At 51.2% G+C, this 23,937-nt stretch carries 16 protein-coding genes; 5 read left to right on the top strand and 11 right to left on the bottom strand.

What is annotated here, in order from left to right; translation table 11 throughout:
• Positions 1-13 precede the first annotated feature (13 nt).
• Positions 14-964, top strand: a complete 951-nt coding sequence (locus P2W84_RS05590) for an EamA family transporter (protein WP_276089133.1) — start codon at positions 14-16, stop codon at positions 962-964.
• On the opposite strand, the gene P2W84_RS05585 is transcribed toward P2W84_RS05590, so the two are convergent.
• The 10 genes from P2W84_RS05585 to P2W84_RS05540 form a co-directional block, all read right to left on the bottom strand.
• Positions 937-2,331 carry an FGGY family carbohydrate kinase gene (locus P2W84_RS05585; RefSeq protein WP_276089132.1) on the bottom strand — a complete coding sequence of 465 codons (1,395 nt, stop codon included), beginning with the start codon at positions 2,329-2,331 and terminating at the stop codon, positions 937-939. The two genes, P2W84_RS05590 and P2W84_RS05585, sit on opposite strands and share 28 nt — an antisense overlap.
• Before the next feature lie 3 nt (positions 2,332-2,334).
• Entirely contained in the window at positions 2,335-3,609 is a 1,275-nt protein-coding gene (locus P2W84_RS05580) for a TIM barrel protein (RefSeq protein ID WP_276089131.1), read from the bottom strand.
• Positions 3,610-3,620: 11 nt separating this feature from the next.
• The gene (locus tag P2W84_RS05575) at positions 3,621-5,741 is read right to left on the bottom strand and encodes a bifunctional aldolase/short-chain dehydrogenase (RefSeq protein WP_276089130.1); all 2,121 of its coding nucleotides are present in this window, start codon (positions 5,739-5,741) and stop codon (positions 3,621-3,623) included.
• A 28-nt stretch (positions 5,742-5,769) separates the two neighbouring features.
• Positions 5,770-6,849: an L-rhamnose/proton symporter RhaT gene (gene rhaT, locus P2W84_RS05570; RefSeq protein ID WP_276089129.1), complete on the bottom strand. Its 1,080-nt coding sequence runs from the start codon at positions 6,847-6,849 to the stop codon at positions 5,770-5,772.
• Between the two features lie 98 nt (positions 6,850-6,947).
• Complete coding sequence (locus P2W84_RS05565) at positions 6,948-7,979, bottom strand: substrate-binding domain-containing protein (RefSeq protein ID WP_276089128.1); 1,032 nt, start codon at positions 7,977-7,979, stop codon at positions 6,948-6,950.
• A gap of 24 nt (positions 7,980-8,003) precedes the next feature.
• On the bottom strand, positions 8,004-10,673 hold the full coding sequence (locus tag P2W84_RS05560; RefSeq protein ID WP_276089127.1) for a glycoside hydrolase family 78 protein: 2,670 nt from the start codon (positions 10,671-10,673) through the stop codon (positions 8,004-8,006).
• 40 nt (positions 10,674-10,713) lie between these two features.
• On the bottom strand, positions 10,714-13,404 hold the full coding sequence (locus P2W84_RS05555; protein WP_276089126.1) for a glycoside hydrolase family 78 protein: 2,691 nt from the start codon (positions 13,402-13,404) through the stop codon (positions 10,714-10,716).
• A gap of 69 nt (positions 13,405-13,473) precedes the next feature.
• On the bottom strand, positions 13,474-13,803 hold the full coding sequence (locus tag P2W84_RS05550) for a multidrug efflux SMR transporter (RefSeq protein WP_276089125.1): 330 nt from the start codon (positions 13,801-13,803) through the stop codon (positions 13,474-13,476).
• A gap of 73 nt (positions 13,804-13,876) precedes the next feature.
• The gene (locus tag P2W84_RS05545) at positions 13,877-14,452 is read right to left on the bottom strand and encodes a Crp/Fnr family transcriptional regulator (protein ID WP_276089124.1); all 576 of its coding nucleotides are present in this window, start codon (positions 14,450-14,452) and stop codon (positions 13,877-13,879) included.
• Entirely contained in the window at positions 14,449-17,247 is a 2,799-nt protein-coding gene (locus P2W84_RS05540) for a glycoside hydrolase family 2 TIM barrel-domain containing protein (protein ID WP_276089123.1), read from the bottom strand. Before P2W84_RS05540 ends, P2W84_RS05545 begins: the two co-directional genes overlap by 4 nt.
• A gap of 79 nt (positions 17,248-17,326) precedes the next feature.
• Between P2W84_RS05540 and P2W84_RS05535 the strand changes: the two genes are divergently transcribed.
• The 3 genes from P2W84_RS05535 (at position 17,327) to P2W84_RS05525 (ending at position 20,713) form a co-directional block, all read left to right on the top strand.
• On the top strand, positions 17,327-17,803 hold the full coding sequence (locus tag P2W84_RS05535; protein ID WP_276089122.1) for a TspO/MBR family protein: 477 nt from the start codon (positions 17,327-17,329) through the stop codon (positions 17,801-17,803).
• 64 nt (positions 17,804-17,867) lie between these two features.
• On the top strand, positions 17,868-20,189 hold the full coding sequence (locus P2W84_RS05530; protein ID WP_276089121.1) for a patatin-like phospholipase family protein: 2,322 nt from the start codon (positions 17,868-17,870) through the stop codon (positions 20,187-20,189).
• The gene (locus P2W84_RS05525) at positions 20,186-20,713 is read left to right on the top strand and encodes a hypothetical protein (RefSeq protein ID WP_276089120.1); all 528 of its coding nucleotides are present in this window, start codon (positions 20,186-20,188) and stop codon (positions 20,711-20,713) included. The genes P2W84_RS05530 and P2W84_RS05525 overlap by 4 nt, the downstream gene beginning before the upstream one ends.
• Before the next feature lie 12 nt (positions 20,714-20,725).
• On the opposite strand, the gene P2W84_RS05520 is transcribed toward P2W84_RS05525, so the two are convergent.
• Positions 20,726-23,125 (bottom strand): BamA/TamA family outer membrane protein, encoded by a 2,400-nt coding sequence (locus P2W84_RS05520; protein ID WP_276089119.1) that lies wholly within the window; start codon positions 23,123-23,125, stop codon positions 20,726-20,728.
• On the opposite strand from P2W84_RS05520, the gene P2W84_RS05515 reads away from it, so the two are divergent.
• Entirely contained in the window at positions 23,116-23,898 is a 783-nt protein-coding gene (locus P2W84_RS05515) for an RNA methyltransferase (RefSeq protein WP_276089118.1), read from the top strand. The genes P2W84_RS05520 and P2W84_RS05515 overlap by 10 nt on opposite strands.
• Positions 23,899-23,937 lie beyond the last annotated feature (39 nt).

Here is a 23,937-nt window from a genome sequence, read left to right as displayed (position 1 = left end):
TAACCAAAAGATCATGCCCTCTTTCAAAACTCCTTCTCTCCTCCTGGTTGTCCTGGCCTTCCTTACGGTCTATACGGTCTGGGGCTCCACTTATTTCTTCATCGCCAGGGCACTGCATGGCTTTCCACCCTTCTTTCTGGGCGCATTCCGGTTCATCGCGGGCGGACTGCTGATGTTAAGCTGGTGTGCAGTCAATGGCATGCCCCTGTTTAACCGGAAAAACTTGTCAGCAAATGCAGTTTCTGGCATACTGATGCTGGGGATCGGCAACGGGACGGTGATCTGGGTAGAACAGTTCATGACCAGCGGGCTGGTCGCGATTATGGTGTCTTCCGCTGCCATCTGGTTTGTGATACTGGACAAGAAACTCTGGAAGGAAAATTTCAGCAACAAGTTCACGGTCGCAGGCCTGGTCATCGGTTTCCTGGGCGTGATCCTGCTTTTCTGGGAACAGCTTTCAGGTTTCAGCGTAAACAGCGACCCACGTACGATATTGGGGATGATCCTTCTGGCGCTGGGCCCGGTCAGCTGGGCAGCCGGTTCCCTTTATTCCAAGTATCATCCGGGAGAAAATACCAATGCATCGGTCACGACCGGCTGGCAGATGCTGTTTGCCGGCCTGCTCTTTCTGCCTGCTACCTTAATATCAGGAGAAACCGCTGGCTTTCGTTTCAGTAATGTCCCCGCAGATGCATGGTATGCCCTGGGCTATCTGGTCTTTTTCGGCTCTATCCTGGCCTTCAGCGCGTATGTCTGGCTGTTACAGGTCCGCCCGGCCACGCAGGTAAGCACTTATGCCTATGTGAACCCGGTGGTCGCTGTCTTGCTGGCCGTATTTTTCGGCAATGAGCAGATCAGTGGTATTCAGATCGGTGGATTGGTTATCATCTTGGGCAGCGTGCTGCTGATCAACCTATCCAAATACAAAAAAGCAGCTCAGCGCACTTCACGTGCGGCTGCATAAAATTTAAGTTCCACGATATCATTGGGTAGTGGCTGGGTGTTCCAGGCCTTGTGAATGGCGAGTGCAGCACCTACTGCGGTAGCCTGTGCCATGTGTGCCGCAAACACTTCCAGTTCCGGAAACACCCTGGCCAGCAGATTCATGAAGATGGCATTCTTACTGAAGCCCCCGTCTACAAAGATCCGCTTAACAGCAGTATCTTTCAGCACGAGGCCTGTAGCGTAGTATTGCGCATTGACCAGGTCCAGGATGAGCTGGTGATAGGCCAGCAGATCTGTACCGTAAAGACTTAAGTCACGGGAAGCGAACCGGGAAAGCCCCTGGTCCGGGCCTCCCGTATTTTCCTGTTGTGGCCGGAGTTGTTCCAGCGCCTCGATCAGGGAAGGATCAAATGCCGCGTGGCGGTAACTGATCACGTCGGTACCAAAATGTGCCGCGATCCGCTTCACCTGCTGTTCATGCTCGTACCCCGCAAAGAGGCGGGAAGCCTTTACCGGTTTACCTTCATATTGCAGATAGCTAAGGCAGTCGCATTCCAATTCTTCACGTGTAAGTGGCGCTGAGTTGAAAGGGTTCAGGCTGATGCACCAGGTTCCGGTAGACAACAGGATAAAAGGCTCGTTAAAGCTCACCAGGTAAGGTACCAGTGCGGCAGAGCTGTCATGGAGACCCGTGCCGACGGGGTAATTGTTACCCGGAAAAGCAGCAGGGAGCACACGGTCTGAGGGCAGCAGCGGGGCCAGCTTTTCGGCAATGCCCTCCGCATATACCCAATCATGATAGTCCTGCTTTTCAAAATCCCACAGGTTGGTATGACAGCCGATACTGGTAATGTCTGAGCAGGCCTGTCCGGAAATGAGGTAACTCAGGTATTGCGGCAGGTGCAATGCATATTTCATCCGGGCATACAGCTCCGGCTTTTCATATTTGATCCGGTAAAGCTGCATGCCTGAATTGAGGCTTCCCAGTACGGGAGAAGCGGTCTGCTTGGAAAACACCTCCTCCCCTCCGTAGGTACTGTAGAATTGTGTTTTAAGTGCTTCTGGATAGGCCTTCAGGTAATTGTACAGTGGCGCTATAGGCGTGCCATCTTTATCGATGTACACGAAACTGGCACCATAAGTGGCAAAATTGATGGCCCTGATCTCAAACGCCGGGTTTCTGAAGACTTCCCTCAGGGAATCGAATACGGAAAGCCTCAGGCTCTCCAGGTTCTCGCAGGGGTCTCCGTCCTCATCTGTGGCTTCGGTGAACCTCGCAGAACGCTCAAATACGATCTGATAACGTTCGTCAAACAAGAACAGTTTCTTATTGGTCTTGCCGACATCAAAGACGGCGATAACCGGCGTTTTCCTTGCTGTTGCCATAGGCTATAATCCGGTCGCTACTGTTTTAGATCCTCTGTGTCTGACCAGTTCTTCCCTGGCCTTAAACTGGCGGAACGCTTCCAGGGGTGCAAGTGCCGCGCCGGAACGCAGGCGTGCCTCTGCAACCAGGGCCCGCAGGTCGGTACGAAAAGCCTGCTGCAGGATTTCCTGCGAACGGGCCACATCATTGGCAGCCTGAGCCTCCTGAAGCGCCTTACGGTCTACGGAAAGTGCCTGGGCATAAGCCAGCATGATCGCTTCTACCGATTGCAGCAGGTCTTCCAGCGGGTCTTTCACGTTGTGGGAGGCATCGATCATCCAGCCCAGGTCCTGGGCATGGTCCATTCCCCGTGCATCCATACCTTCCACAAGTTCGTTGAAGATCAGGAACAGCTGATAAGGTTTGATGCTGCCCGCGGTCAGGTCGTCATCGCCATATTTGGAATCGTTGAAGTGGAACCCGCCCAGTTTTTCTTCCAACAGCAGCAGGGCCACGATCTGCTCAATGTTGGCATTGGGCAGGTGATGGCCAAGATCGACCAGCGTATAAGCCTTCGGACCCAGTTTTGAGGCATAAAGGAATGACTGTCCCCAGTCGCCTACGGTCGTCGAGTAGAAATTGGGCTCAAAGGCCTTGTATTCTACAAAGATCTTCCAGTCGGCAGGCAGGGCCGCATAGATTTCCTTCAGGCCATCGAGGGTGTTCTGGAAAGCCTTCCTGAAGTTGAGCTGCCCGGGAAAGCAGGAGCCATCGGAAAGCCATACCGTAAGCGATTTGGAGCCCAGTTCGATACCCTGGCGGATGACCTCGATGTTATGGTCTACCGCCTGTTTGCGCACTGCTTTGTCTACGTGCTGCAGGGAGCCGAATTTATAGCTCAGGGCCTGACCGGGCTGGTCCTGGAAGGTATTGGAATTCATGGCATCAAACTTCAGCCCGTATTGTGCAGCCAGTGTCTTGATCCCGGAGGTGTCTGCTACGGTATCCCACGGAATGTGCAGCGATACGGCCCCGCTGGAAGCGTTCAGCTGGTGCAGCAGGCCGATGTCTTCTATTTTCTCTTCGATGTTCCGGGGCTCGCCTCCTGAGGAGAAGCGCCCGAAACGGGTGCCGCCGGTGCCCAGGGCCCAGCTTGGTATGGCAATCTGGAAGTCGGCCAGTTTCTTAATGATGCCTTCGGCATCTGCCACTTCCGATTTGACAAAGGCCAGCCTGTTCTGGTGTCTGGCCAGCAGTTCGCTGTTGTGCGATTCAATCTGATATTTTTCCAGCTTCATAATAGTAAGGTTTAACGGACAAATGCTGTAGCTACGCCACCGTCCACATTGAGTACATTCCCTGTTGATTTGTTCAGCAAGCCCCCGGTAAAAGCAAAGCAGGCATTGGCAATATCTTCAGGCAGGATCACTTCATTCAGCAAGGTACGCTTTGCATAGTAAGCAGGCAATTCGGCTACGGTAATGCCATATGCTTTGGCACGGCCTTCTGCCCAGCCGCCGGCCCAGATGTTGCTGTCAGAGATCACCGCATCCGGGTTCACGGTATTGACGCGGATATGGTCTGCGCCCAGTTCCGCGGCATTGAGCCTGCCCAGGTGCAGTTGTGCGGCCTTCGCACTGCCATAGCCGGCATTGTTCGGCCCGCTGACCAGCGCGTTCTTACTCACAATGTTCAGGATATCCCCGCCGGTTCCCTGCTTCTTCATGACTGCAACTGCAGCCTGGGTAACCAGGAACTGGCCTTTTACCAGTACGTCATACAGCAGGTCCCAGTCCTTTTCAGTATGGTCCGCTATGGTCTTGGAGATAGACAGACCGGCGTTGTTGACCACGATATCTACCCCGCCAAAAGCCAGGGCCGCAGCATCGAATGCCGCACCGATCTGTGCTGCACTGGTGACGTCCAGCTGGGCAGTAGCGAAGCTGTCACGGCCATATTTGCTTTTGAACTCTTCCCCCGCACCTTCCAGGCGTTCTGCGTTCATGTCGTTGAGTACCACCACGGCACCTTCCTCTACAAATTTCTTAGCGATCGCCTTACCGATGCCTCCTGCGCTACCGGTTACCAAAGCGATCTTGCCGGTGAGTGGTTTTGGCTTCGGCATGCGCTGAAGCTTGGCTTCTTCCAGCAACCAGTATTCGATATTGAAGGCCTCCTGTCTCGGTAAAGAAGTATATTCAGATATCGCCTCGGCGCCTTTCATGACGTTGATCGCATTGGTATAAAACTCGGCAGCCACCCGCGCAGTCTGTTTGTCCTTGGCAAAAGAGAACATACCGATGCCGGGGTATAAGATAATGACGGGGTTTGCATCCCTGATGGCAGGGCTGTTGTCGTGCTTACAAGTCTCGTAATAGTCGGTATACATTTTCCGGTAGGCCTCAAATTCCGGGGCCAGGCGTACTTTCAGCGCTTCGACATCGCTCAGGTCTTCACCAGTTCCCAGGTCAAGTACCAGCGGGCTGATCTTCGTACGCAGGAAGTGGTCCGGGCAGCTGGTGCCAAGTGGCGCAAGCTTGTCAAGGTCATTGGAATTGATGAACTCAAGTACGCGGGTATCATCGGTAAAATGGCCAACCATGTGTCTTTCGCTGGAACAGAAGCCGCGCAGCACCGGTGCAATGGCAGCCGCTTGTTTCTGGCGTAGTTCCGGTTCGGCCGGAGCAATGCGCTGGCCGCCGAATACCGGGCCTTTCTTCCCATAGTTTTCTTCCAGGTAACGGGCACAGGTCTCAATAACCTCCAGTGTATTGATGTAGCTTTCGTAAGCGGTATCTCCCCAGGTGAACAGTCCGTGCGATCCCAGCATAATGCCACGGATACCCGGATTTTCATCCAGGCATTTGCGGAGCATCAGGCCGAGCTCAAAGCCCGGCTTCTGCCACGGCACCCAGCCAATGGTTCCACCAAACAATTCTTTGGTGATCTGCTCGCCATCTTTCGCGGCCGCAATGGCGATTGCTGCATCCGGGTGAAGGTGGTCGATATGCCTGAAAGGCAGGAAGCCATGTAAAGGAGTATCAATAGAAGGCGCCTTAGACTGCAGGTCGTAGATACAGTGATTAAACAGCTCCACCATTTCATCTTCATGGGCCAGGCCCCGGTAGATGTTTTTGAGGCTGCGCAGACGGTCAACGTACAGTGCGGCAAGGCCACTTTTCTTCAGCGTCCCGAGGTCGCCCCCCGAACCTTTGACCCACATGACCTCGGTCTCTTCGCCGGTCAGCGGATCTTTGGCCATGGCCTTGCAAGAGGTGTTGCCACCCCCGTAATTGGTCAGCCTGAGGTCGGCACCCAGTAGATTTGAACGGTAGATTAACAGTGCTACCTCGTCACCCGCCAGCTCTGCAGCTTTCGCCTCGTCCCACAAATAGCTTACGTGTTTAAAATCAGTTGTTCTAGCAGTCATAAAAAATAGATATTAATAGATTTCTTGTTTACTTCAGTGAGTTTCCATAGCCTACAATGACTACGGACAGAATAATGACGGCAATACCGGCCATAACAGTGCCGAAAGTATGCTTCCGTACGCCTTTCCATTCGCCCAGTACCAGTCCCCAGGTATTGGCGATCAGGATAATGAAGGCCATGTGCAATATCCAGGAACTAGCCCCGTTGCCCAGCTTGCTCTCTCCCATTCCGTAGAAAAAGAACTGCAGGAACCAGGTGGTGCCGGCAAGCGCGGAGAAGATATAGTTCTTGAGCAGCGGTGTTTGTTTATTGGTATAATCGCCAAAAGTTTTGTTGCGGGCATTCAGGATCATGCACCAGACCAGGTTCGTAGTGAGCCCGCCCCAAAGGATAATGATATAGGTGACGTTGTTCTGGAACAGGAACTCGCCCTGTCCCGGATTTGCGGCTTTCCAGATCTCATTGGCCTGGTTGGCCATTTCCTTTCCGGCATCGATACCAAAGGCAAAACAGGCACTCAGGATACCCGAAACAATGGATACGGTGAGTCCCAGCCCGATTTTATATTCGTTGTTGGAAGGGTCTGCCTTGCCTGAGGCAACCAGGTCCTTTTCCTTCATCCCTCCCGCCTTGCCGCAGATAATGATCCCGATCACACAGACCAGCAGCCCGATCAGCACCATGTTGCCCCACTGGCTGCCCAGCAGGTCACTGAAACTGTCCTTTCCGGGGGTCGGGTTAAAATTATAATATACTGAGGGGATCAGTGCGCCAAATACCGAGCAGAGGCCCAGAATGATCGAACTGCCCAGGGATACGCCCAGATAACGCACGCCAAGACCATAGGTAAGGCCGCCGATCCCCCATAGGGCGCCAAAGAAATAGGTCAGTAGCAGGATCTTTCCGCTGGTCGCGGCAATGATATCTGCAAAGCCGGGAATGGTCAGATAAGCGGCAACAGGAGGGACGATCAGCCAGGAGAACAAGCCCCCCACGATCCAGTACGTTTCCCATGCCCATCCCCTTACCTTTTTATAGGGAATGTAAAAGCTTCCGGAGGCAAAGCCACCGATAAAATGAAAAATAACACCCAGTATTACCTGCATAGCGATATAGTTATATTTGGTTACGGATACTAATGTAAGTGTATGAATTTGTAAAACCGTCATGCACCATCATGCCGGAGACAGAAAAAAGAAAAGCCTCAGATCGAGGCCCTTCTGGTATAGTAAAACGGTACTTCCACATGCCGCCTGGAGTTGTCCAGTATCAGGTTTGCGGCAACGGTGCCCATAAAGCGAAAATCCGTGGAAATGGTCGTAATGCCATTGAGGATGATCTTCTTTAAAGGGGTCTCATTGTAAGAGATGACCCCGACGTCTCGGCCTACTTTCAGCTTCATTTCAATGATCCGTTCGACCAGCACCACCAGGTCGTCTTCCATCAAACTGATGAAAACTTCGCCCGGACCGATGGGTTCTTCGGCAATATTGCTCACCTGCTTGTGGGAAAAGGCATATTGCTGGCAGAAGCGACGGAAACCGTCCAGTATTTCTTTCGGAAAATAACTGCGCTTAGGGAAAATGATCTTCAGCGTATGGTATTTGCCCAGTTGCGCCCTTGCCTGTTCGAGGGCATCATAAATGTTCTTCTCGAAGTTTTCGTACGCTGCCGCATAATCGCCTTCTATCCCCGGTATCTTCTTGTCCAGCAGGATCAGCTTTTCTTTGGGTATGGTATTGATCACTTCCCGGGCATATTCCTCCCCTTCGATAAAATGCGGTACAATCACATAATGGGAGTAGTCTTCGTGCCGGTTGGTAATGAAACGCTTAAACAACCGGAAATCATTGTTGTAGACATAGAAATCTACAGACACGTCATCTCCCAGTGCGGAAATAAAGGCGTCGTACACGATCTTTTTGTGGGCACTTAGCTTATTGAACAGCAGAAATACCTTCAGCTTGCGTTTGAAGTCGATATTGGTGATGTAATAACCCTTGCCGGGTACGGAGTTGATGACCCCGATGTTCTTTAGGTATTTGTACCCTTTTTCAGCAGTATCGCGCGAGATCTCCAGCATATAGCTGAGCTCATTGATAGAAGGCAGCAGGCTCTCCTTTTTCAGCTTGCCTTCCTCTACCGCTTTAATGATCGCGTTGGAGAGCTGCATGTATTTCGGTGTGGCCGAATACTCATCTACGTGGATCAGGTCAAAGAAACCGGGCGACTTCATCTCTTAAAGTTAGTGATTTATCTTTTACCTGATCTCAAACGCATATTTACCCGCCTGAAGCTGGGTCTTTTCTCCCGCAACCTTACCGCCTGCATAGGCCTTTTGCCGGCCATTCAGCGGAAAATATACCGTTGCCGTAGAATTAGGCGGAACCGTCACTTCATAAGTCACCGCGTTGCCGTTCTTTTTCCAGGAGGAGACGATCTTGCCGTAAGGGCCCTCGTGGCTGGCCTCGAAATGATCAAGCCCTGTAACGAAGTTCGGGCGCAGGATCACATTCCTGAAACCCGGCTGCTGTTCATCTGTAAAAATACCCCCCAGTCCCTTGTAGAGCCAGGCGCCGACTTCACCGAACATAATGTGGTTCAGCGAGATGTCATTCTTGGCATCTATCCTCCAGTTTTCGTACAATGTAGTTGCCCCGTTGACGATCCACCATCCCCATGAAGGATAGGTCTCCTGCGCGGCAACCTTATAGGCCAGGTCCGCATAACCGTTCTCACTCAGTGCATTCAATATGGCCTTGGTACCCAGCAGGCCGACATCGATATGGTTATTGGCCTCCTGTACTTTCTTAGCCAGATTTGCCGCTATTTTGGCTTTCTGGTCTTCAGGTACAAGACCCCAGTAAAGCGGCATGCTCAGCTCGGTTTGCAGGCCGGTTCCGTAGCTTGAAGTGCCGGTATTGAGGTATTTCTGATTAAAGGCTGCTTTGATCTTGTCCGCAAGTGCGGCGTATTGTTGTGCATCCTCAGGCTTGTTGAGCAGTTTCGCTGTCTTCGCGAGTATTGTGGCATCTACGAAGTAATATACCGAGGAAGTGAATTCTACGGGCGGCTTGGTGCTTACCGGTACCCAGTCACCCAGTCCCCATTCGGTAAGCCCCGAAGGTGCAATGTCGGTAATGTGGTCTACATAGCGTTTCATATTGCTGTAGTTATCGGCCAGTATCTTGCTGTCGCCATAATATTTGTAGATGTTCCAGGGGATAATGGCAATGGTACTGGTCCAGTCCGGGCCGTTGCCCCATTCGTAACCCCAGCCGTCTGTAGGGATAATAGAAGGCAAAACTCCATTAGGCTGTTGTTCATCGCGGTGATCGGCGAGCCACTTTTCGTAAACAGTGATGCCGTCAAAATTGTACAGCCCGGTTTCAACCGCGATATGGGCATCGCCGGTCCAGCCATTCTTTTCCCTTTGCGGGCAATCCGTCGGATAACCGAAGAAATTGGAAAGGTAAGAGTTGTTTGCGGCAAACCAGATCTTGTCAATTGTCGGGTTAGCCGAACTTACTTTGCCGAGTACAGGCACATCGCTGTGCATGAAGTACCCGGTAATGCTCTGCTGGCTCAGTTGCACAGGCTGGTCAGCAGTTACTTCTATATACTGGAAGCCCTTGTAATTGAAATGCGGCATGAAGCTTTCTTCGCCGTTACCGCTCAGGATAAAGATGTCGGTCTGGAAAGGGTCCTTGTCATCCGTTGGGCGGTAATGCTGGTCGATATTTGACATATCCACCCGGCCATTCGCATAAAGCCGTTCCGTATGTTTAAGCCTGATGACCGTCCCTGCCTTTCCGCTGACCCGGATCTGGCTTACGCCGGAAATGTTCCGGCCCAGGTCAAATACATAGGCCGTGTCGTTGATCTTGTTCATGCTCCTGGCAGGTACGGTCTCTACGTTCCTTACCGGGTGCAGCGCCTGCGCCACGATGTTATCCGAAGGCGCACTTCTGGGGATCACCCCGCGCCATTTGCTGTCGTCGAAATTGACGATGTTCCAGCCAAGCTGTTCCTGACGGGCATCATAATGTTCGGCCGTATAAATGCTGTTGAAAATAACCGGGCTCAGGGCTGTCTTCCAGTCCCTTCCCGAACTGACAGTTTCGGTAGAGCCATCGGCATAAGTGATCCTGATGTCCAGGCAAAAAGTTGGCCTGTTCCTCCAGGGTGCCTTGTGAAAATCCCATACTGCGGTAGACTGGTGGTTATACCAGCCATTGCCCAGCAACACACCTACGGCATTTTTACCGGTTTGCAGCTGACTGGTTACATCGTAGGTAACGTACAGCGTACGCCTGTCGAAACGCGTATACATGGGGTCCAGCCGGTGGTTACCGACCTTACGGCCATTGAGGTACAATTCGTACAAGCCCCCGCAGGCCACATAAGCCCTTGCAGAAGCGATCTTCTTTTCCGCGGCAAAGACCTTTCTGAAATAAGGAGCGGGTTTCGTATTGGGGTCCTGGCTGTCACTGATCCAGGTGCCTTTCCAGTTGGCGGACTTCAGCATACCCATTTCAAAACTGGAGGTCGCGGAAGCGGCCTTTCCATCTTTGTCCCAGGTTTCCACCAGCCAGTAATATTTGGTAAAGGCCTCAAGCGCTTTGCCCTGGTAACTGACCAGGTTGCTTGCTGACGCTAATTTTCCCGACGCCCAGACGGTTTCCTTCCCGGAGACAAGCCCTGCAGAATCCCTTCCTACAACGATCCGGTAGGCCAGTTGCCTGGCACCCTGGCGCGGGTCATTCATTTTCCAGGAAAAACGGGGGTTCGGTGCATCTATCCCAATTGGGCGTATGAGGTGCTCACACTGGAGCTCCACGGGCATTCCCGGGGCAAACGAAAAGGCATGCTGCGCAAGCGGCAGTAAAAAAAGCATCAGCAAATAGCGAAGACTATTCTGTTTGGTCATCATATTCAGTTTGGTGTATTCTTCAAGTGTTCAAGTCCGGCTACCGGCCGGCTGACGGGGCTACCCTACATTCAAAATGATAGCTGCCCGAGCCAATTTCGGTTTTATTGGTGGTTTCCTGGCCCTGCTTCAACTGCGGGCCGGGTAAAATTACCGTTGCAGTAGTATTGGCAGGTATCACGACATCCAGCTTAAATAAGCCGCCTTCTATCGTCCAGGACGAAGACAGCCTTCCATAAGGCGTTTCCAGACTTCCGGAAGCGTTGCTGATCTTGCCTCCAGGCCTGGGTTCTATCCTTATTTTTTTATAGCCTGCTGCATCCTCAGCGGGATTGATCCCCGCCACATTGCGGTACATCCAGTCGCCAATGGCACCATAGGCATAATGGTTATAAGAGTTCATGCCCGGTGTCTGGAAGCTTCCGTCAGGTTTGATCCCGTCCCAGCGTTCCCATATGGTCGTGGCACCCATTTTCACCGGGTAAAGCCAGGAAGGATAGCTTTCCTGCATCAGCAGGTCATACGCCACATTGTTGTGCCCGAACCTGGTCAGCACATGGCACAGATAAGGCGTTCCCAGGAAACCTGTGGTCAGGTGGTTGCCATAGCTCCTGATATTTTCCACCAGCCGGTCGGCAGCCTGGGTCCTGAGCGTTTCGGGGAGCATGTCAAACTGCAGCGCCAGGACATAAGCAGTCTGGGTAGACGAAACGAGCCTGCCCGAAGGTGTCATATATTCTTTCACATAAGCCGATTTGAGGTCGGCCAGCAGCGCGGTGTATTTGCTGACGTCCTCTGTTTTGCCCAATACCCTTGCCGAATTGATCAGCAACTGCACTGAATGTGCATAGAAGCACTGGGCAATCATGTATTTATCCGTTACCGCTGCCCTTCCATCATTGTCGTCATCCGGACGGTAAAACAACCAGTCGCCAAAATGGAAGCCGGTATTCCAGAGATTTTGCCTGGACTTTGAGGTCATAAAGCCCACCCAGGCCTTCATGCTTTCATACTGGTTTTCCAGAATGCGCGTATCGCCATAGGCTACATACAATCCCCAGGGTATAATCGTGCCCACATCGGCCCAGCCTGTCGCCCCCGCGTCGTTTGGCGTCAGCACATCGGGTATGACAAATGGAATGCTGCCGTTCTGATGCTGATCTGCCTTTACATCCTTAAGCCACTTGGTAAAAAAGCCGCTCACGTCCATGTTATAGGCCGCAGTATTGTAGAAAGCCTGTGCATCCCCCGTCCAGCCAAGGCGCTCGTCCCGCTGCGGGCAATCTGTAGGCACATCGACAAAATTGCCCTTCTGTCCCCACTGGATGTTGTGCTGCAACTGGTTCAGCAAGGCATTGGAAGTTTTGAATTCGCCGGTGGGTGCCATATTGGAATAAAGCGCAACTGCCGTCAGGTCCTCCGGTTTGAGCTCCTGCGGATACCCTTCAATTTTTACATACCGGAAACCCTGGAAACTGAAATGCGGTGAAAAGACCTGTGCTTCTCCTCCCTTCAGGAGATAAGTATTCTGCTGTTTGGCGGAACGCAGGTTTTCGGTATAGAAATTACCCGCCTTATCCAGCACTTCTGCATGGCTCACCACAATCCGGGTATCCTTTGGTCCCCCGGCCTTCAGTTCGACCCAACCGACCAGGTTCTGCCCAAAATCGGCCACCAGGTCACCTTGTGGGGTCTTAAAAATCTTCAGGGCCTTGAACCGCTCGTGTTTTTTCACCACGGGGCCGCTCATGCCCACCAGCTGGTCATACCCGAAATCCGCCGTACGGGCTGCCGTCCATGAGGCATCCTCCCCGTAAGCCGGCGCCGTCCAGCCGCTTTTTTCCCTGCGGGCGTCATAAGTGTCGCCATCATACATATTGGAGGACAGCACGGGTCCGTATGCGGTTTTCCAGGTGCCGTCGGTTCCGAGTACTTCCGTACTCCCGTCTGTATAGGTTACCGTAACCTGGAGCAGCAATGCCCTGGTATCTCCGTAAAATGCCTTCTGATAGTTAAACCCGATCCTGCCTTTGTACCAGCCATCGCCAAGCATTGCACCAATCACGTTACTGCCCTTTCTGAGCTGGGCGGTAATATCGTAGCCCTGGTACTGCAAATGGTCCTTATAACTCGTCCAGCCCGGCGCGAAGTAAGCATCACCTATACGTGTACCGTTAATATAGGCTTCATAAACGCCCCTGGCGGTGATATAGGCTGTCGCAGACCTGATCGTTTTGCTGATGGTCACTTCCTTTCTGAACATCGGGCTGGCAGCAGCCGTATCCTTGCCCGGAACGGCGATCCATTGCGCTTTCCAGTCTGCTGGTTTCAGGCCCATTTGCCAGTATTGTACCGTGCTCCATGCAGAGGTATGGCCATGGTTATCCTTTACACGTACCTGCCAGTAGTAGCGCTGGCCGGGTTTCAGTGCTGCACCCTCATAGGGGACCAGGACCGAACGGTCTGTGCGCTTTTCGCCCTTCCATACCAGTTCCTTTCCCGAACCCAGCGCCTTCGCGTCACTGCCGACCCTGATCTCATAAGCGGTCTGCAGGGTATTTTTTTCAGTCGAACTCAGTTTCCAGCTCAGGCGCGGAACCGAGGGTTCAACCGTCAGCGGATTGACCTGGTGCTCGACCTGAAGGTCTGTGACACTTAGTTTTTGTGCAGAAACAGTAAAGTTAAAGGCGAGCATCAGCATGGCTGCGCCCTTTAAGGATGTCAAATTCATAATTGGTTTATTCGGGTCCTACGATTATCCGCAATATTTTTGAATTTGGCATCATGCACTGTCCTGCAATTAATGTGCAGACACCAGTTTGAGGCCTACGATCGACATAATGAGCGTAGCAATAAAGAACATTCTCCAGAAAGTTGCCGGGTCATGAAAAAAGAAGATCCCCATCAATACCGTACCTACCGCGCCAATCCCGGTCCAGACCGCATAAGCCGTGCCCAGCGGAAGGGTTTCCGTACTTTTAATCAGCAGGAACATGCTCGTGCCGCAGGTCAGTGCAAATGCCGCATACCACCAGTAGGCTTCGTTACCTGTTGTTGTTTTTGCCTTGCCAAGACAGGAGGTAAATGCCACCTCAAATAGCCCGGCGATCACTAAAATTATCCAATTCATTGTTTAATGATTATACCACAAAGATCGGAAGCCCCGGATAAATGAGTTTTTACAAATGTTAAAAAATATCCTGCTACCTGACCTCTCCCCGGATGCGGCTCAGACTGACCTGGCTGATGCCCAGATAGGAAGCGATATGGCCCAGTTGTACACGCTTGAGCAGGTCGGGGTTCTGTGAGACCAGGTCTGCATAACATTCCGCAGCAGTCCGGAACTGTCTGCCTATAAACCGCTGCTCCGTCTTCATGAGTTCTTGCTCAGCAAATTTACGGCCCCAGTTGGCTATCTGGAGGTTTAACCCGTAGAGCTGTTGCAGCTCCGCTGTCCCTATTTTATAGAGTATGCTGTCTTCGAGCAGCACCACATCTTCATAACCAGGCTTTTCCTCTACATAACTCCTCATCGAGATAACGGGGTCGCCCTCACGGCCAAACCAGAAGGTCACTTCCCTTTCCGGGGTGCTGGCATAAGCCCTGGCCATTCCCTTTTTGATGAAATATACCCAGCGCTCCACCTTTCCGGCATGAAAAAGAAGATGTCCCTTTGGCAGGGACACTTGCTCCATCTTTTCACAAAGCATCGTCAGCGGCGCTTCCTCCAGCCTGTAAATATGGTTCAGTATATCTTCTAACGGCATTTCCTTCCTCATTTTCCGGAGAAGTCAAACACCAGGTCCAGCTTCAGATAACCGCCGGGTACACGCTTGCTGTCGAAACTGTAAGGAGCAGACCGCGGCCCCAGGGCGTCAGGCTTGCTGAACTTGTTTCCGATGGCGGGGATTGCATGCATAAAGGAGAGGTCGCCTGGCGGGTTCGCAATTACAGAGTTTTCAGGCCCCGGTGCCTCACCGGGGTTAAAGAGCTTCAGAAACACGTCCGGCGTGCGGTTATAGACCGTGAAGGACTGGCCGCCTTTCAGCAGCAGCTTTGCCCAGTAAAGGTTGGCGTGGTAACCCTTAAATTCCGGGTAAACAAAACCCGAATGACCGGTTACGGTATTGTTGTAGGCTTTTTCCCAGATATTGAAATTGACACCGCGCAAACGGTTCTTCCAGACACGATAGGGTCCATCGCCCATCCAGCGCACACCTTCCACTTCCTTTTCAGGAAGACTGAATTCCAGACCGGCAAAAGTACCAGAACCTTTAGGCTGATATTTTACCTGAAGCTCCACCAGCCCGTCGGGGCGTATGGTCCATACCGCCTGCATGCGGTTTTTTTCATAATCTACCACAACCTGGTGAATGCCTTCCTTTTCTTCATGCCGGACGCCACTGACCGTATAGCTACCAGAGGCCAGTACAGGCCCGTTTTGCAACGGCAGTTGTCCCTTACGATTACTCACAGATCTCAGCATGCCGTTTGTTTTATCGATATGGATCCTGATCTCGCCTACACTGAATTCATAACCATTCCCTTCCGAAAAGCTCACCACAGCTACCGGATTTACAGCCTTTAGGGCATCAGTCGTCACATTTGAAGGCGTTCTGACCGGGAAACTGCGGATACAGACCAACCGGCCATGGGGGTCGGTCGCAGTGATTTCGAGCACATCTGCCTGCTGCCATCCTGCGGGAAGCCCAACCTTCAGGTTACCTCGTTCCGTTGGTCCCAGATCACCCAGTTGCGGGACGCCCGAGGCAATGGTCTTGCTGACGCCTCCGCCCGGGGCCGGCAGCCTGAGCCACCTGTAGCTGAACTTACATTGTCCGAAGCGGGTGTAGTGGAAGCGGTTCTCTACCGGGAAATTTCCATCAAATGCGGGCGTAATGTATTTGTCGCCGATATACACGGGTGACCAGATCTCCCGGATCGTATAAAAACTTCCCTCTCTTTCATGATAAGGACCGACGATTCCGTCCGGGGCATGGTTGCCATCCCCATCCAGTTCTTTGGAATCTGTCCGCTTTACCATCTCGTCTGCGAGCACCCAGAGGAAACCTCCGGCACAAAGCGGCTGTGCCCACATCTTTTCCCAGTAATCTTCAAGCCCTGCACCAAGTCCGCCGTCATAGAGCCCGTGAAGAAACTCCGTGGGGAAGAATATCTGGCGTGATGCAAAATTCTGCATAGACAGGTAATCATAGGTGATGTAATGCGCGGTATTGGTTTTGCCGAAAGTCTCCCAGGGATGCAAAACCTCGCGCTTCTGAATATCCAGTTCTCCGAATTCGTGGTCATAACCATAGTTCCAACCGCCCTCATTGCCATTGTCCCAGAAAACCACAGACGGCGCATTTACGTCCCGCCGGATCAGCTCCCTTACTAGTTTACGCCCGATGGTATCGTCGTAACTCGGGGCCTGCCAGCCGGTCAGCTCGTCCAGTACAAACAGCCCGAGCGAATCGCAGGCATTAAGGAAATGCTTATCATGGGGGTAATGCGAGAACCTTACTGCATTCATGTTCATATCCTTGATGAGGTTTACGGTTTCAACACTCATCTTTTCAGATGAGGTCCTTCCGTAATCCGGATGGAAGGTATGCGCATTGACTCCCTTGAACTTGATCTTCACCCCATTTACATAAATGCCATCCTCGGCCCTGACCTCTACCGTTCTGAAACCAATCTTATGGCGCACCTGGTGGATCAGTTTTCCGTTTACACCCAGCAGGCTCGTTACAGCGACATAACGGTTGGGAAACTCAGGGGACCATGTTTTTACCGAAGGGGCCTTCCCAGAGATCCTTGTGGTCGGACTGCTGCCGGGCGCTTTGCCGGACACCGCGATCTGCCGGCCCTGCATGTCCCTGATCTCCACCTGTATCCTGGCCGCAGCGCGCCGGTCTGAAGTGGTCACATCGGCAAAAAATGTACCGTCCGCACGTGCGTCGACCGCTACATGGTCTATGTATTCGGCAGGGTCAGCCTGAAGGTATACCGGCCGGAAGATACCACCGAAATTCCAGAAATCTGCTTCCAGTTCCGCCTGGTTGACCGATTTGTTATCCGAGCGTTTTTTGACGTTCACCTCGAGCTGGTTTACCGCGTCATAACGGAGCAAACCAGAAACATCAAGGTCAAACTCGTAGAACCCACCCTGATGCCTGCCTGCAGGCTTGCCGTTCAGCTTAACTTCGCAATCTGTAAGTACGCCTTCAAACACAAGCCTCACATGCCGTCCTTTCCAATCAGGGTTTAAATTGAACGCATATTTATAGTGTCCTTCCTCATTGACACGCTTGTCCAGTGGCATATGTCCGTAATTGTATTCACCGAAGCCTTGCTGTTCCCAGCAGGACGGCACCTGTATTTTGGTCCACTTTCCGCTACCCATGCCCCCTGTGCAATAAAAATCCCAGGATACGGTATGATCGGCGCCTGTTCCCGACAGGTAACGGACGATACTTGAAGCTGCGGGCCCCGGATCATTCGAACGGGATTTCAATTGCCCTGACACGCTGAGACTGAAAAGGCACAAAAGGAGAAGTAAAATTCTTGACATAAGATGAAGTTACAAACTTTTACTGCATTAGGTACATTTATTGCGGGACTGGGGCCTGAGATTACTGAACCCTGAATAAATGAAGTTTAATTTCCCCGCTTTTGTCGTCAACCTGATCATACCTTTGGCTATTGGTGCAGGTGGCGCATTTTTTACCGCTCACTCGGTCGATACCTGGTACCCCACACTGACCAAGCCTGCTTTTAACCCACCAAATACGCTGTTTGGCCCGGTATGGACAGTGCTTTATCTGCTGATCGGCATTTCCGCCTACCGGGTCTGGCAACGAAGAAGGACGATCGCCCATTTCCCACGCACGCTTTCCGTCTACTTTATACAACTGCTGTTAAACCTGATGTGGTCATTCATTTTCTTTTATGCAAAGCAGCCCGGTCTGGCTTTTATTGAAATACTGATTTTACTGGCCGTCATCGTCATTAATGGCAGGTTGTTTTACCGCGTCGACAAAACGGCAGGCCTGCTGTTTATCCCCTATTTCCTTTGGGTAAGCTTTGCTTCGGTCCTGACCTACAGCATTTATTCGCTGAATCCATAATGTACCGTCATTTAAGTATGTTCAGAAAACAAGTCCGGTTTCCTGAAATTTACTAATTTTAAATGTGGTCGCTTTAAAAAAACTACTTGTCGCCCTGCTGCTATTTCCCGCACTGCATCACGCATGCGCGCAGAAGGTAGGCCTTGTCCTTAGCGGCGGCGGGGCAAAGGGCCTGTCGCATATCGGGGTGATCAAGGCACTTGAAGAGAACAATATCCCGATAGACTATATCACCGGGACATCCATGGGTGGCATTATCGGTGCCATGTATGCCGCAGGCTATTCGCCTTCACAAATAGAGAAGGTCGCCGTCAGCCAGGAGTTTCAGGACTGGGTAAGCGGACGCTACAACAGCGACTACAGTTTCTTTTTCCAGAAAAAAAGCACCAACCCGTCTATCCTGACGGCCAAGCTTTCCGTAGACTCTAATCTCCGGATGAGTTTCCGTTCAAACCTGGTCAATGACATTCCGCTCAATTTTGCGTTGATGGAGCTCTTCTCGCAGGCCTCTGCCGCAGCCAAATATGATTTCGATAACCTGTTTGTGCCCTTCCGCTGCATGGTATCCGACGTGCTTTCCCAGGCGAGCATCACGGTTTCCAAAGGGAGCTTATCTGAAGCGGTACGTGCCACGATGACCGTACCGCTGGTCTACCGTCCGATCAAACTGGACGGCAAGTATGTCTTTGACGGCGGACTGTACAATAACTTCCCGGCAGATGTCATGAAAAAGGACTTTAGCCCCGACATCATTATTGGTGCCAACGTCAGTTCGAAAACCTATAATGAATATCCCAGAAATGAAGACGACCGCCTCATGAACCGCCTGATGATGTTCATGCTGCTTGCCAAATCGGATTCTACACTGATCGGCAAAAACGGTGTTTATATACAACCGGAACTCAGCGGGTTTTCCGCTACGAATTTCAGCAACGTCGCGGAGCTGATCCGCCAGGGTTATGAGGCTACACTGGCAGAAATGCCGCAGATCAGGGAAAAGATCAAAAGACGGGAAGACATCCGGGCACTCCTCAGGCGCAGGACCGAATTCAACAACCGGAAACCGGACCTGAAATTCAGTTCGATAACTGTAACCGGCGTAAATGCAGACCAGAAACGATATGTGGAACGCCTGTTCAACCGGGACAAAAAGGTATTCAACCTTTCAGACATCCGGCAGGGGTACTACAAACTTGTCGCTGACGAGACCTTTGAAACCATTTACCCCAGGATCACTTACAACCCGGTTTCCGACAGCTATAATTTCGAGATTGCCGCCCGTCCGGAAAAAAGCTTCAAGATCGATTTCGGGGGCAACATCTCCACCCGGCCGATCAGCAATGTATTCGTAGGCATCCAGTACCATTACCTTAACCGCAAGTCTTATACCTTCAGCGCCAATTTATATTCCGGGCGCTTTTACGAGTCGGTCCAGCTCAACGGCCGGATTGATTTTCCGTCGCGGCTTCCCCTTTTCCTTGCCGGAGAGCTTACCTACAACAACTTTGACTATTACAATACCAGTTCTATCTTTATCGAAAACCCCCATCCGACCTATATCCTTCAGGCCGACCGGAAAGCGGAGCTGAAACTGGGTATGCCACTGAACCGGAACACCAGGGTCATTCTGGGTACGGCCTACGTCAGTACCAGTAACCGGTACAGTCCTAACAGTAATTATACATTGGGCGATATCCTGGATAAGACGGGCTTCAGCGGTTCAAGAACTATCCTCAGTTTTGAGCAGAATACATTCAACCGGAAACAATATGCAAACCGGGGACGGAACTTCCTGCTTAACGTCAATTACTTCTCCGGAAGGGAGCATTACACCCCCGGTAACATCGGAAACCCACAGGCGCTGGACGATGGCAGCAACACACTGCATCATGACCGGCATTGGTTTAACATCAGGGTGAGCGATGACAACTACTTTTTCCATACGCGCAGATACGCACTGGGTTACCTGGCTGAAGCCGTTTTATCCGATCAGCCGCTGTTTTCTACCTATTATGCTTCGTTGCTCTCCGCTCCCGCTTTTTATCCGCTGCAGGACAGCCGTTCCATCTTCCTGGAAAATTTCAGGGCTACAAGCTATCTGGCGGGCGGCATCAAGCATGTATTCCAGCTTCGCCGTAACTTCGAATTCAGGGCAGAGGCTTATGCTTTTGTCCCCTACCGTAAATTTGGCCGGGAAGGGCAACAGGGAATTTATCACCGTAAAGCCTTAAGTACCTGGCAATATGCGGCTTCTGCGGGACTGGTATACCATACCCCTGTGGGACCGGTAAGCCTCAGCTACAATAGCTATGACGACCCCATAAAAAGAAATGGCATTTTGCTACATTTGGGCTACCTGATCTATAATAAAAGAGCTACGGAATGAGAAGACTGCTACTGGCCATTTTACTGCTTACCGGGGCCGCCTGCTTTGGGCAACCTACTGCAATCGACAACTTCCTGGTCAGAGAAAGCTTGCTGAAAAACAGCAAACTGGCCATTATTGCTGCCGATTCACTTGAAAACCCGGTAGAGAATATCAATGGGACCTACACCTTCAGTATAAGCGGCTTTACGCAGCAGCTCCGGTTCAGCAATGGTGTGGCTGTATTGTCTATGCCACTGGAACGCTCTGCCTTTGTTTACATTAAGCATCAGAATGATTCGGGTACGCACAGTAAATTGTTGTACGTATATAAAAGCGACGGTGGCCTGAACCCTTTTGTGATCAGCAGTCTCTGGCTTGTTCTGTTTCCGGCAATCGTTATTTTCCTTGCATTTGCCATACGGAAGCTGATCATTGCTGCCATCGTCATACTGATCTTATGGCTTTATTTCAACCATAGCAATGGTCTGGATGTAGCTACCTTCTTTGAAACGATATTTGACGGGCTGAAATCCGTCTTCTAAAGGTCTTTCTGCTTAGAAAGGCATACCGATACCAAAGTTATACTGGAGGAACCGGTAGCGGTCGGGAGAATTGGCCTTGTCATAAGCGTCCCGGAAGGCCTTTCCCCCGCTCAGGAATTTGCTGATCACCCACTGGTCACTCCCGCTGAACTGAGGGTCCTTGAGTTTCAGTCCCATATCAAAACGGAACACAAAATACTGCACATCATACCGAAAGCCCATACCCGTACCCAGGGCAATCTGCTTACCCAGTTTTTTGACATCAAAATAAGTCTCGCTGTAGGCACTGCTGTTGGATGATGCATTCCAGATATTACCTGCATCCAGGAAAACCGCGCCCTTAAGTTTTGCGCCAAAGAAACGGTTGAGCAGCTTATACCGGTATTCGAGGTTCGCCTCAATGCGCATATCTCCCAGCTGATCAAGGCCATAAAAAGCCTTACGGCTGTTCTCATCGGCAATACGCTGGCCCCGGTTGTAGTTTCCGGGCCCGAGTGTCCGTGCCTGCCATGCACGCACGCCGCTTGCGCCACCCGCAAAGAAGAGTTTTTCAAAGGGCAGTACGATAGAATTGCCATAGGCATAACCGATACCTGCGTTTAACCTTGTCACCAATTGTCTTTCCCCGCCGAGATACTTATACCACCTCAGGTCCACTTCAGGCCTGAGGTACTGGTTGAAAGGCAATCCGAACAACGTCGCATAATCTTCCTGTTTAGGATTACTGGCTGCACCTCCAATCTTAGACGCCAGTTGGAGCATATTTCCTGCCATATCCATGTTTGCCCGCATATAAACAAAGCTGCTGTTCTCCAGCAGGCGATTGGCATTCAGACTATAGGCATACTTTATACCGAGTGTGATGTTCCTTCTGTCGAGCAGGTTGATGGTATAACGGTTGGCCTCGAATTGCTGCCTGCCAAACACCGTACTGGTATCCAGCAGAAGGTTACCAAAACGGTATTCCAGGTTGAAAGGCGTAACCGAGTGATACCTGGACTTGGATTCCACAAATTCATAGGTTACGGAGTTCAGGAATACCCGGCGGCGAAAGGCTTCTTTCTGCAATGCGTACACATAGCTGGTGGAGAATATGGTATGCGGCATTCCGCCTCTCCTGCCCGGTCTGGCCGTGATCAGCGGCAGCATCAGCCTCGGGACGCTGAGGTTTGCGCTCAGGGAAAAGTCACGCTGATAAATGTCGCTGAACAGTCCGCTCCCCTGGCCGATCCTTGACTGTAACCCGCCCTTTACCTGGAATTCAAACCTTTCAGCACCCCGGAACAGGTTATTGTTCGAATACGTATTGCTCAAATTGAAGCCTACAGTTCCGCCATTGAAAGGCACCTCACCTTCCACCCGGTTGCTCATGATCTTCTGAGGGATCAGGTAAATACTCGGCAACACCAGTTTACTGCTGTCCCCGGCCTTGCTATATTCAATTTTCACGTTCTTGAATACATTCAGCTCATACATCCGGTCATAAGTCAGTTCTTCATTTCTGACGTCGTATTGCTCCGGGGCAGACAAAAAATTATACCGCACGATCGGGTTCCGTCTGAACTTCCCGGAAAGATCCGTATACCTGACATCCTTAAAAGCCCGGGTGTTCAGCACGATCGTGTCCCTGAAACCGTCGGCATCAGGAGCAATGATCACCTTGGTTTCACCGATATGATAGCGTTCGTGTGCAGGTTTTCCGTCCGGATTGTCTACCACCAGCGTTACGTTCGCCTTGTTGGCATTGAGGTTGGAATCAACAGTATACTTTACATATGGCTTTGAGAAATCAAAATAACCATTTTCACGCATCAGCTGCTGCAACTGGTCCCGCTCATAGCTTAAGGAGTCATCATCGAAACGTGCCCCTTCACGCAGATGGGTAAATTCCTGTTTCCTGGACACATAAAGTTCCTTGACCGAAGGATCAGCAATTTCAAAATTCAGTTTATTGACGGTAAACGGTTGTCCCTGCCTGGCTGTATAGACCACTTTTGCCCGCTTCTTTTTAATCGTAATTTCCGATTTCACCACGGCATTGAAATATCCCTTGCTCTTTAAAAACTTCTCGATCTGGTTGCGCGATATCTCTACCAGGGTACTGTCGAGTATGGGGGGTGGTGTTCCCAAAGGTTTAATGTTACTGGTTTTGTATTTACCGTCCTTGGTATTAAAGATATTATAAATGACCACATTGATCCCGATAACAGAGGCAGGGCGGATATCTTTCTGAATATAATTGTAGGCTTCCTCCTCAAATGCGTTGTCAATGCTGTCGATCCTGACCTTTTTTACGATCGACTGGTAATCGGCAATATATTTTGTAGAAGAACAACCCGCGCCAAAAACAAGAATAAATAGTAATATTGCAGCAAATAGCACATTGTTTTCAGGATTCAGGTATGCTTTCAAAATCTCAGGTCGGTTTTATTAAATCACTACATCAAAAAAAGTACCGTAAAGCGCATGGGATCTTCATCATTGAAGGTATAAAGTCTATTTCAGAATTTATCCGGTCATCCTATCAGGTACACAGCATCTACTATTTGCCCCAATTCCAGTCTTCACTGCAAAAATTGCCCGCAAATATAAAGTTATTTGAAGTAAACAACGCTGATCTTGATAAGATTAGTACACTGCAGGCCCCTCAGGGCATTCTGGCACTCGTTCATATCCCTGGCCACCGGGAGCAGGAGACTGTGCCCGACCTGGACCCGTCAAGCCTGAACGGGAAATTCACGCTGGTACTCGACGGTGTACAAGACCCCGGGAACCTGGGGACAATTATACGGACTGCAGACTGGTTCGGCTTTGACCAGATCATCTGCTCGGCAGATACCGTTGAAGCTTACAATCCCAAAGTCGTTCAGGCTACAATGGGTTCGCTGAGCCGGATCAGGGTACACTACTGCGATCTGGCCCGGCTCATCAGCAGTTCCAAACTTCCGGTATTCGGCGCATTGCTAAACGGGAACAATATCTACGAAACCGATTGGGGACATGAGGGCCTTGTCGTATTGGGCAGCGAAGGCCAGGGCATCAGCCAGGAGATCATCAGACTCGTCGGGTATCCCGTAACGATACCAGGGGCCGGTGCAGCCGAGTCACTCAACGTGGCTGTATCCGGTGCCATCTTCTGTTCCGAACTCTACAGGAATCTCCATACGGGCGTGAGAAAATTATAGAAATAAATTGCATCATAACGAATATTTACTATTTTTGCA

Source organism: Pedobacter sp. JY14-1, from assembly GCF_029269825.1.
Taxonomy (GTDB): Bacteria; Bacteroidota; Bacteroidia; order Sphingobacteriales; family Sphingobacteriaceae; genus Pedobacter.
This window is presented reverse-complemented; position numbering and strand designations above follow the sequence as displayed.

Coding starts and splice junctions, on each gene's coding strand:
- P2W84_RS05590 (WP_276089133.1), top strand. CDS start 14: ATGCCCTCTTTCAAAACTCCTTCTCTCCTCCTGGTTGTCCTGGCCTTC.
- P2W84_RS05585 (WP_276089132.1), bottom strand. CDS start 2,331: ATGGCAACAGCAAGGAAAACGCCGGTTATCGCCGTCTTTGATGTCGGC.
- P2W84_RS05580 (WP_276089131.1), bottom strand. CDS start 3,609: ATGAAGCTGGAAAAATATCAGATTGAATCGCACAACAGCGAACTGCTG.
- P2W84_RS05575 (WP_276089130.1), bottom strand. CDS start 5,741: ATGACTGCTAGAACAACTGATTTTAAACACGTAAGCTATTTGTGGGAC.
- rhaT (WP_276089129.1), bottom strand. CDS start 6,849: ATGCAGGTAATACTGGGTGTTATTTTTCATTTTATCGGTGGCTTTGCC.
- P2W84_RS05565 (WP_276089128.1), bottom strand. CDS start 7,979: ATGAAGTCGCCCGGTTTCTTTGACCTGATCCACGTAGATGAGTATTCG.
- P2W84_RS05560 (WP_276089127.1), bottom strand. CDS start 10,673: ATGACCAAACAGAATAGTCTTCGCTATTTGCTGATGCTTTTTTTACTG.
- P2W84_RS05555 (WP_276089126.1), bottom strand. CDS start 13,404: ATGAATTTGACATCCTTAAAGGGCGCAGCCATGCTGATGCTCGCCTTT.
- P2W84_RS05550 (WP_276089125.1), bottom strand. CDS start 13,803: ATGAATTGGATAATTTTAGTGATCGCCGGGCTATTTGAGGTGGCATTT.
- P2W84_RS05545 (WP_276089124.1), bottom strand. CDS start 14,452: ATGAGGAAGGAAATGCCGTTAGAAGATATACTGAACCATATTTACAGG.
- P2W84_RS05540 (WP_276089123.1), bottom strand. CDS start 17,247: ATGTCAAGAATTTTACTTCTCCTTTTGTGCCTTTTCAGTCTCAGCGTG.
- P2W84_RS05535 (WP_276089122.1), top strand. CDS start 17,327: ATGAAGTTTAATTTCCCCGCTTTTGTCGTCAACCTGATCATACCTTTG.
- P2W84_RS05525 (WP_276089120.1), top strand. CDS start 20,186: ATGAGAAGACTGCTACTGGCCATTTTACTGCTTACCGGGGCCGCCTGC.
- P2W84_RS05515 (WP_276089118.1), top strand. CDS start 23,116: ATGCTTTCAAAATCTCAGGTCGGTTTTATTAAATCACTACATCAAAAA.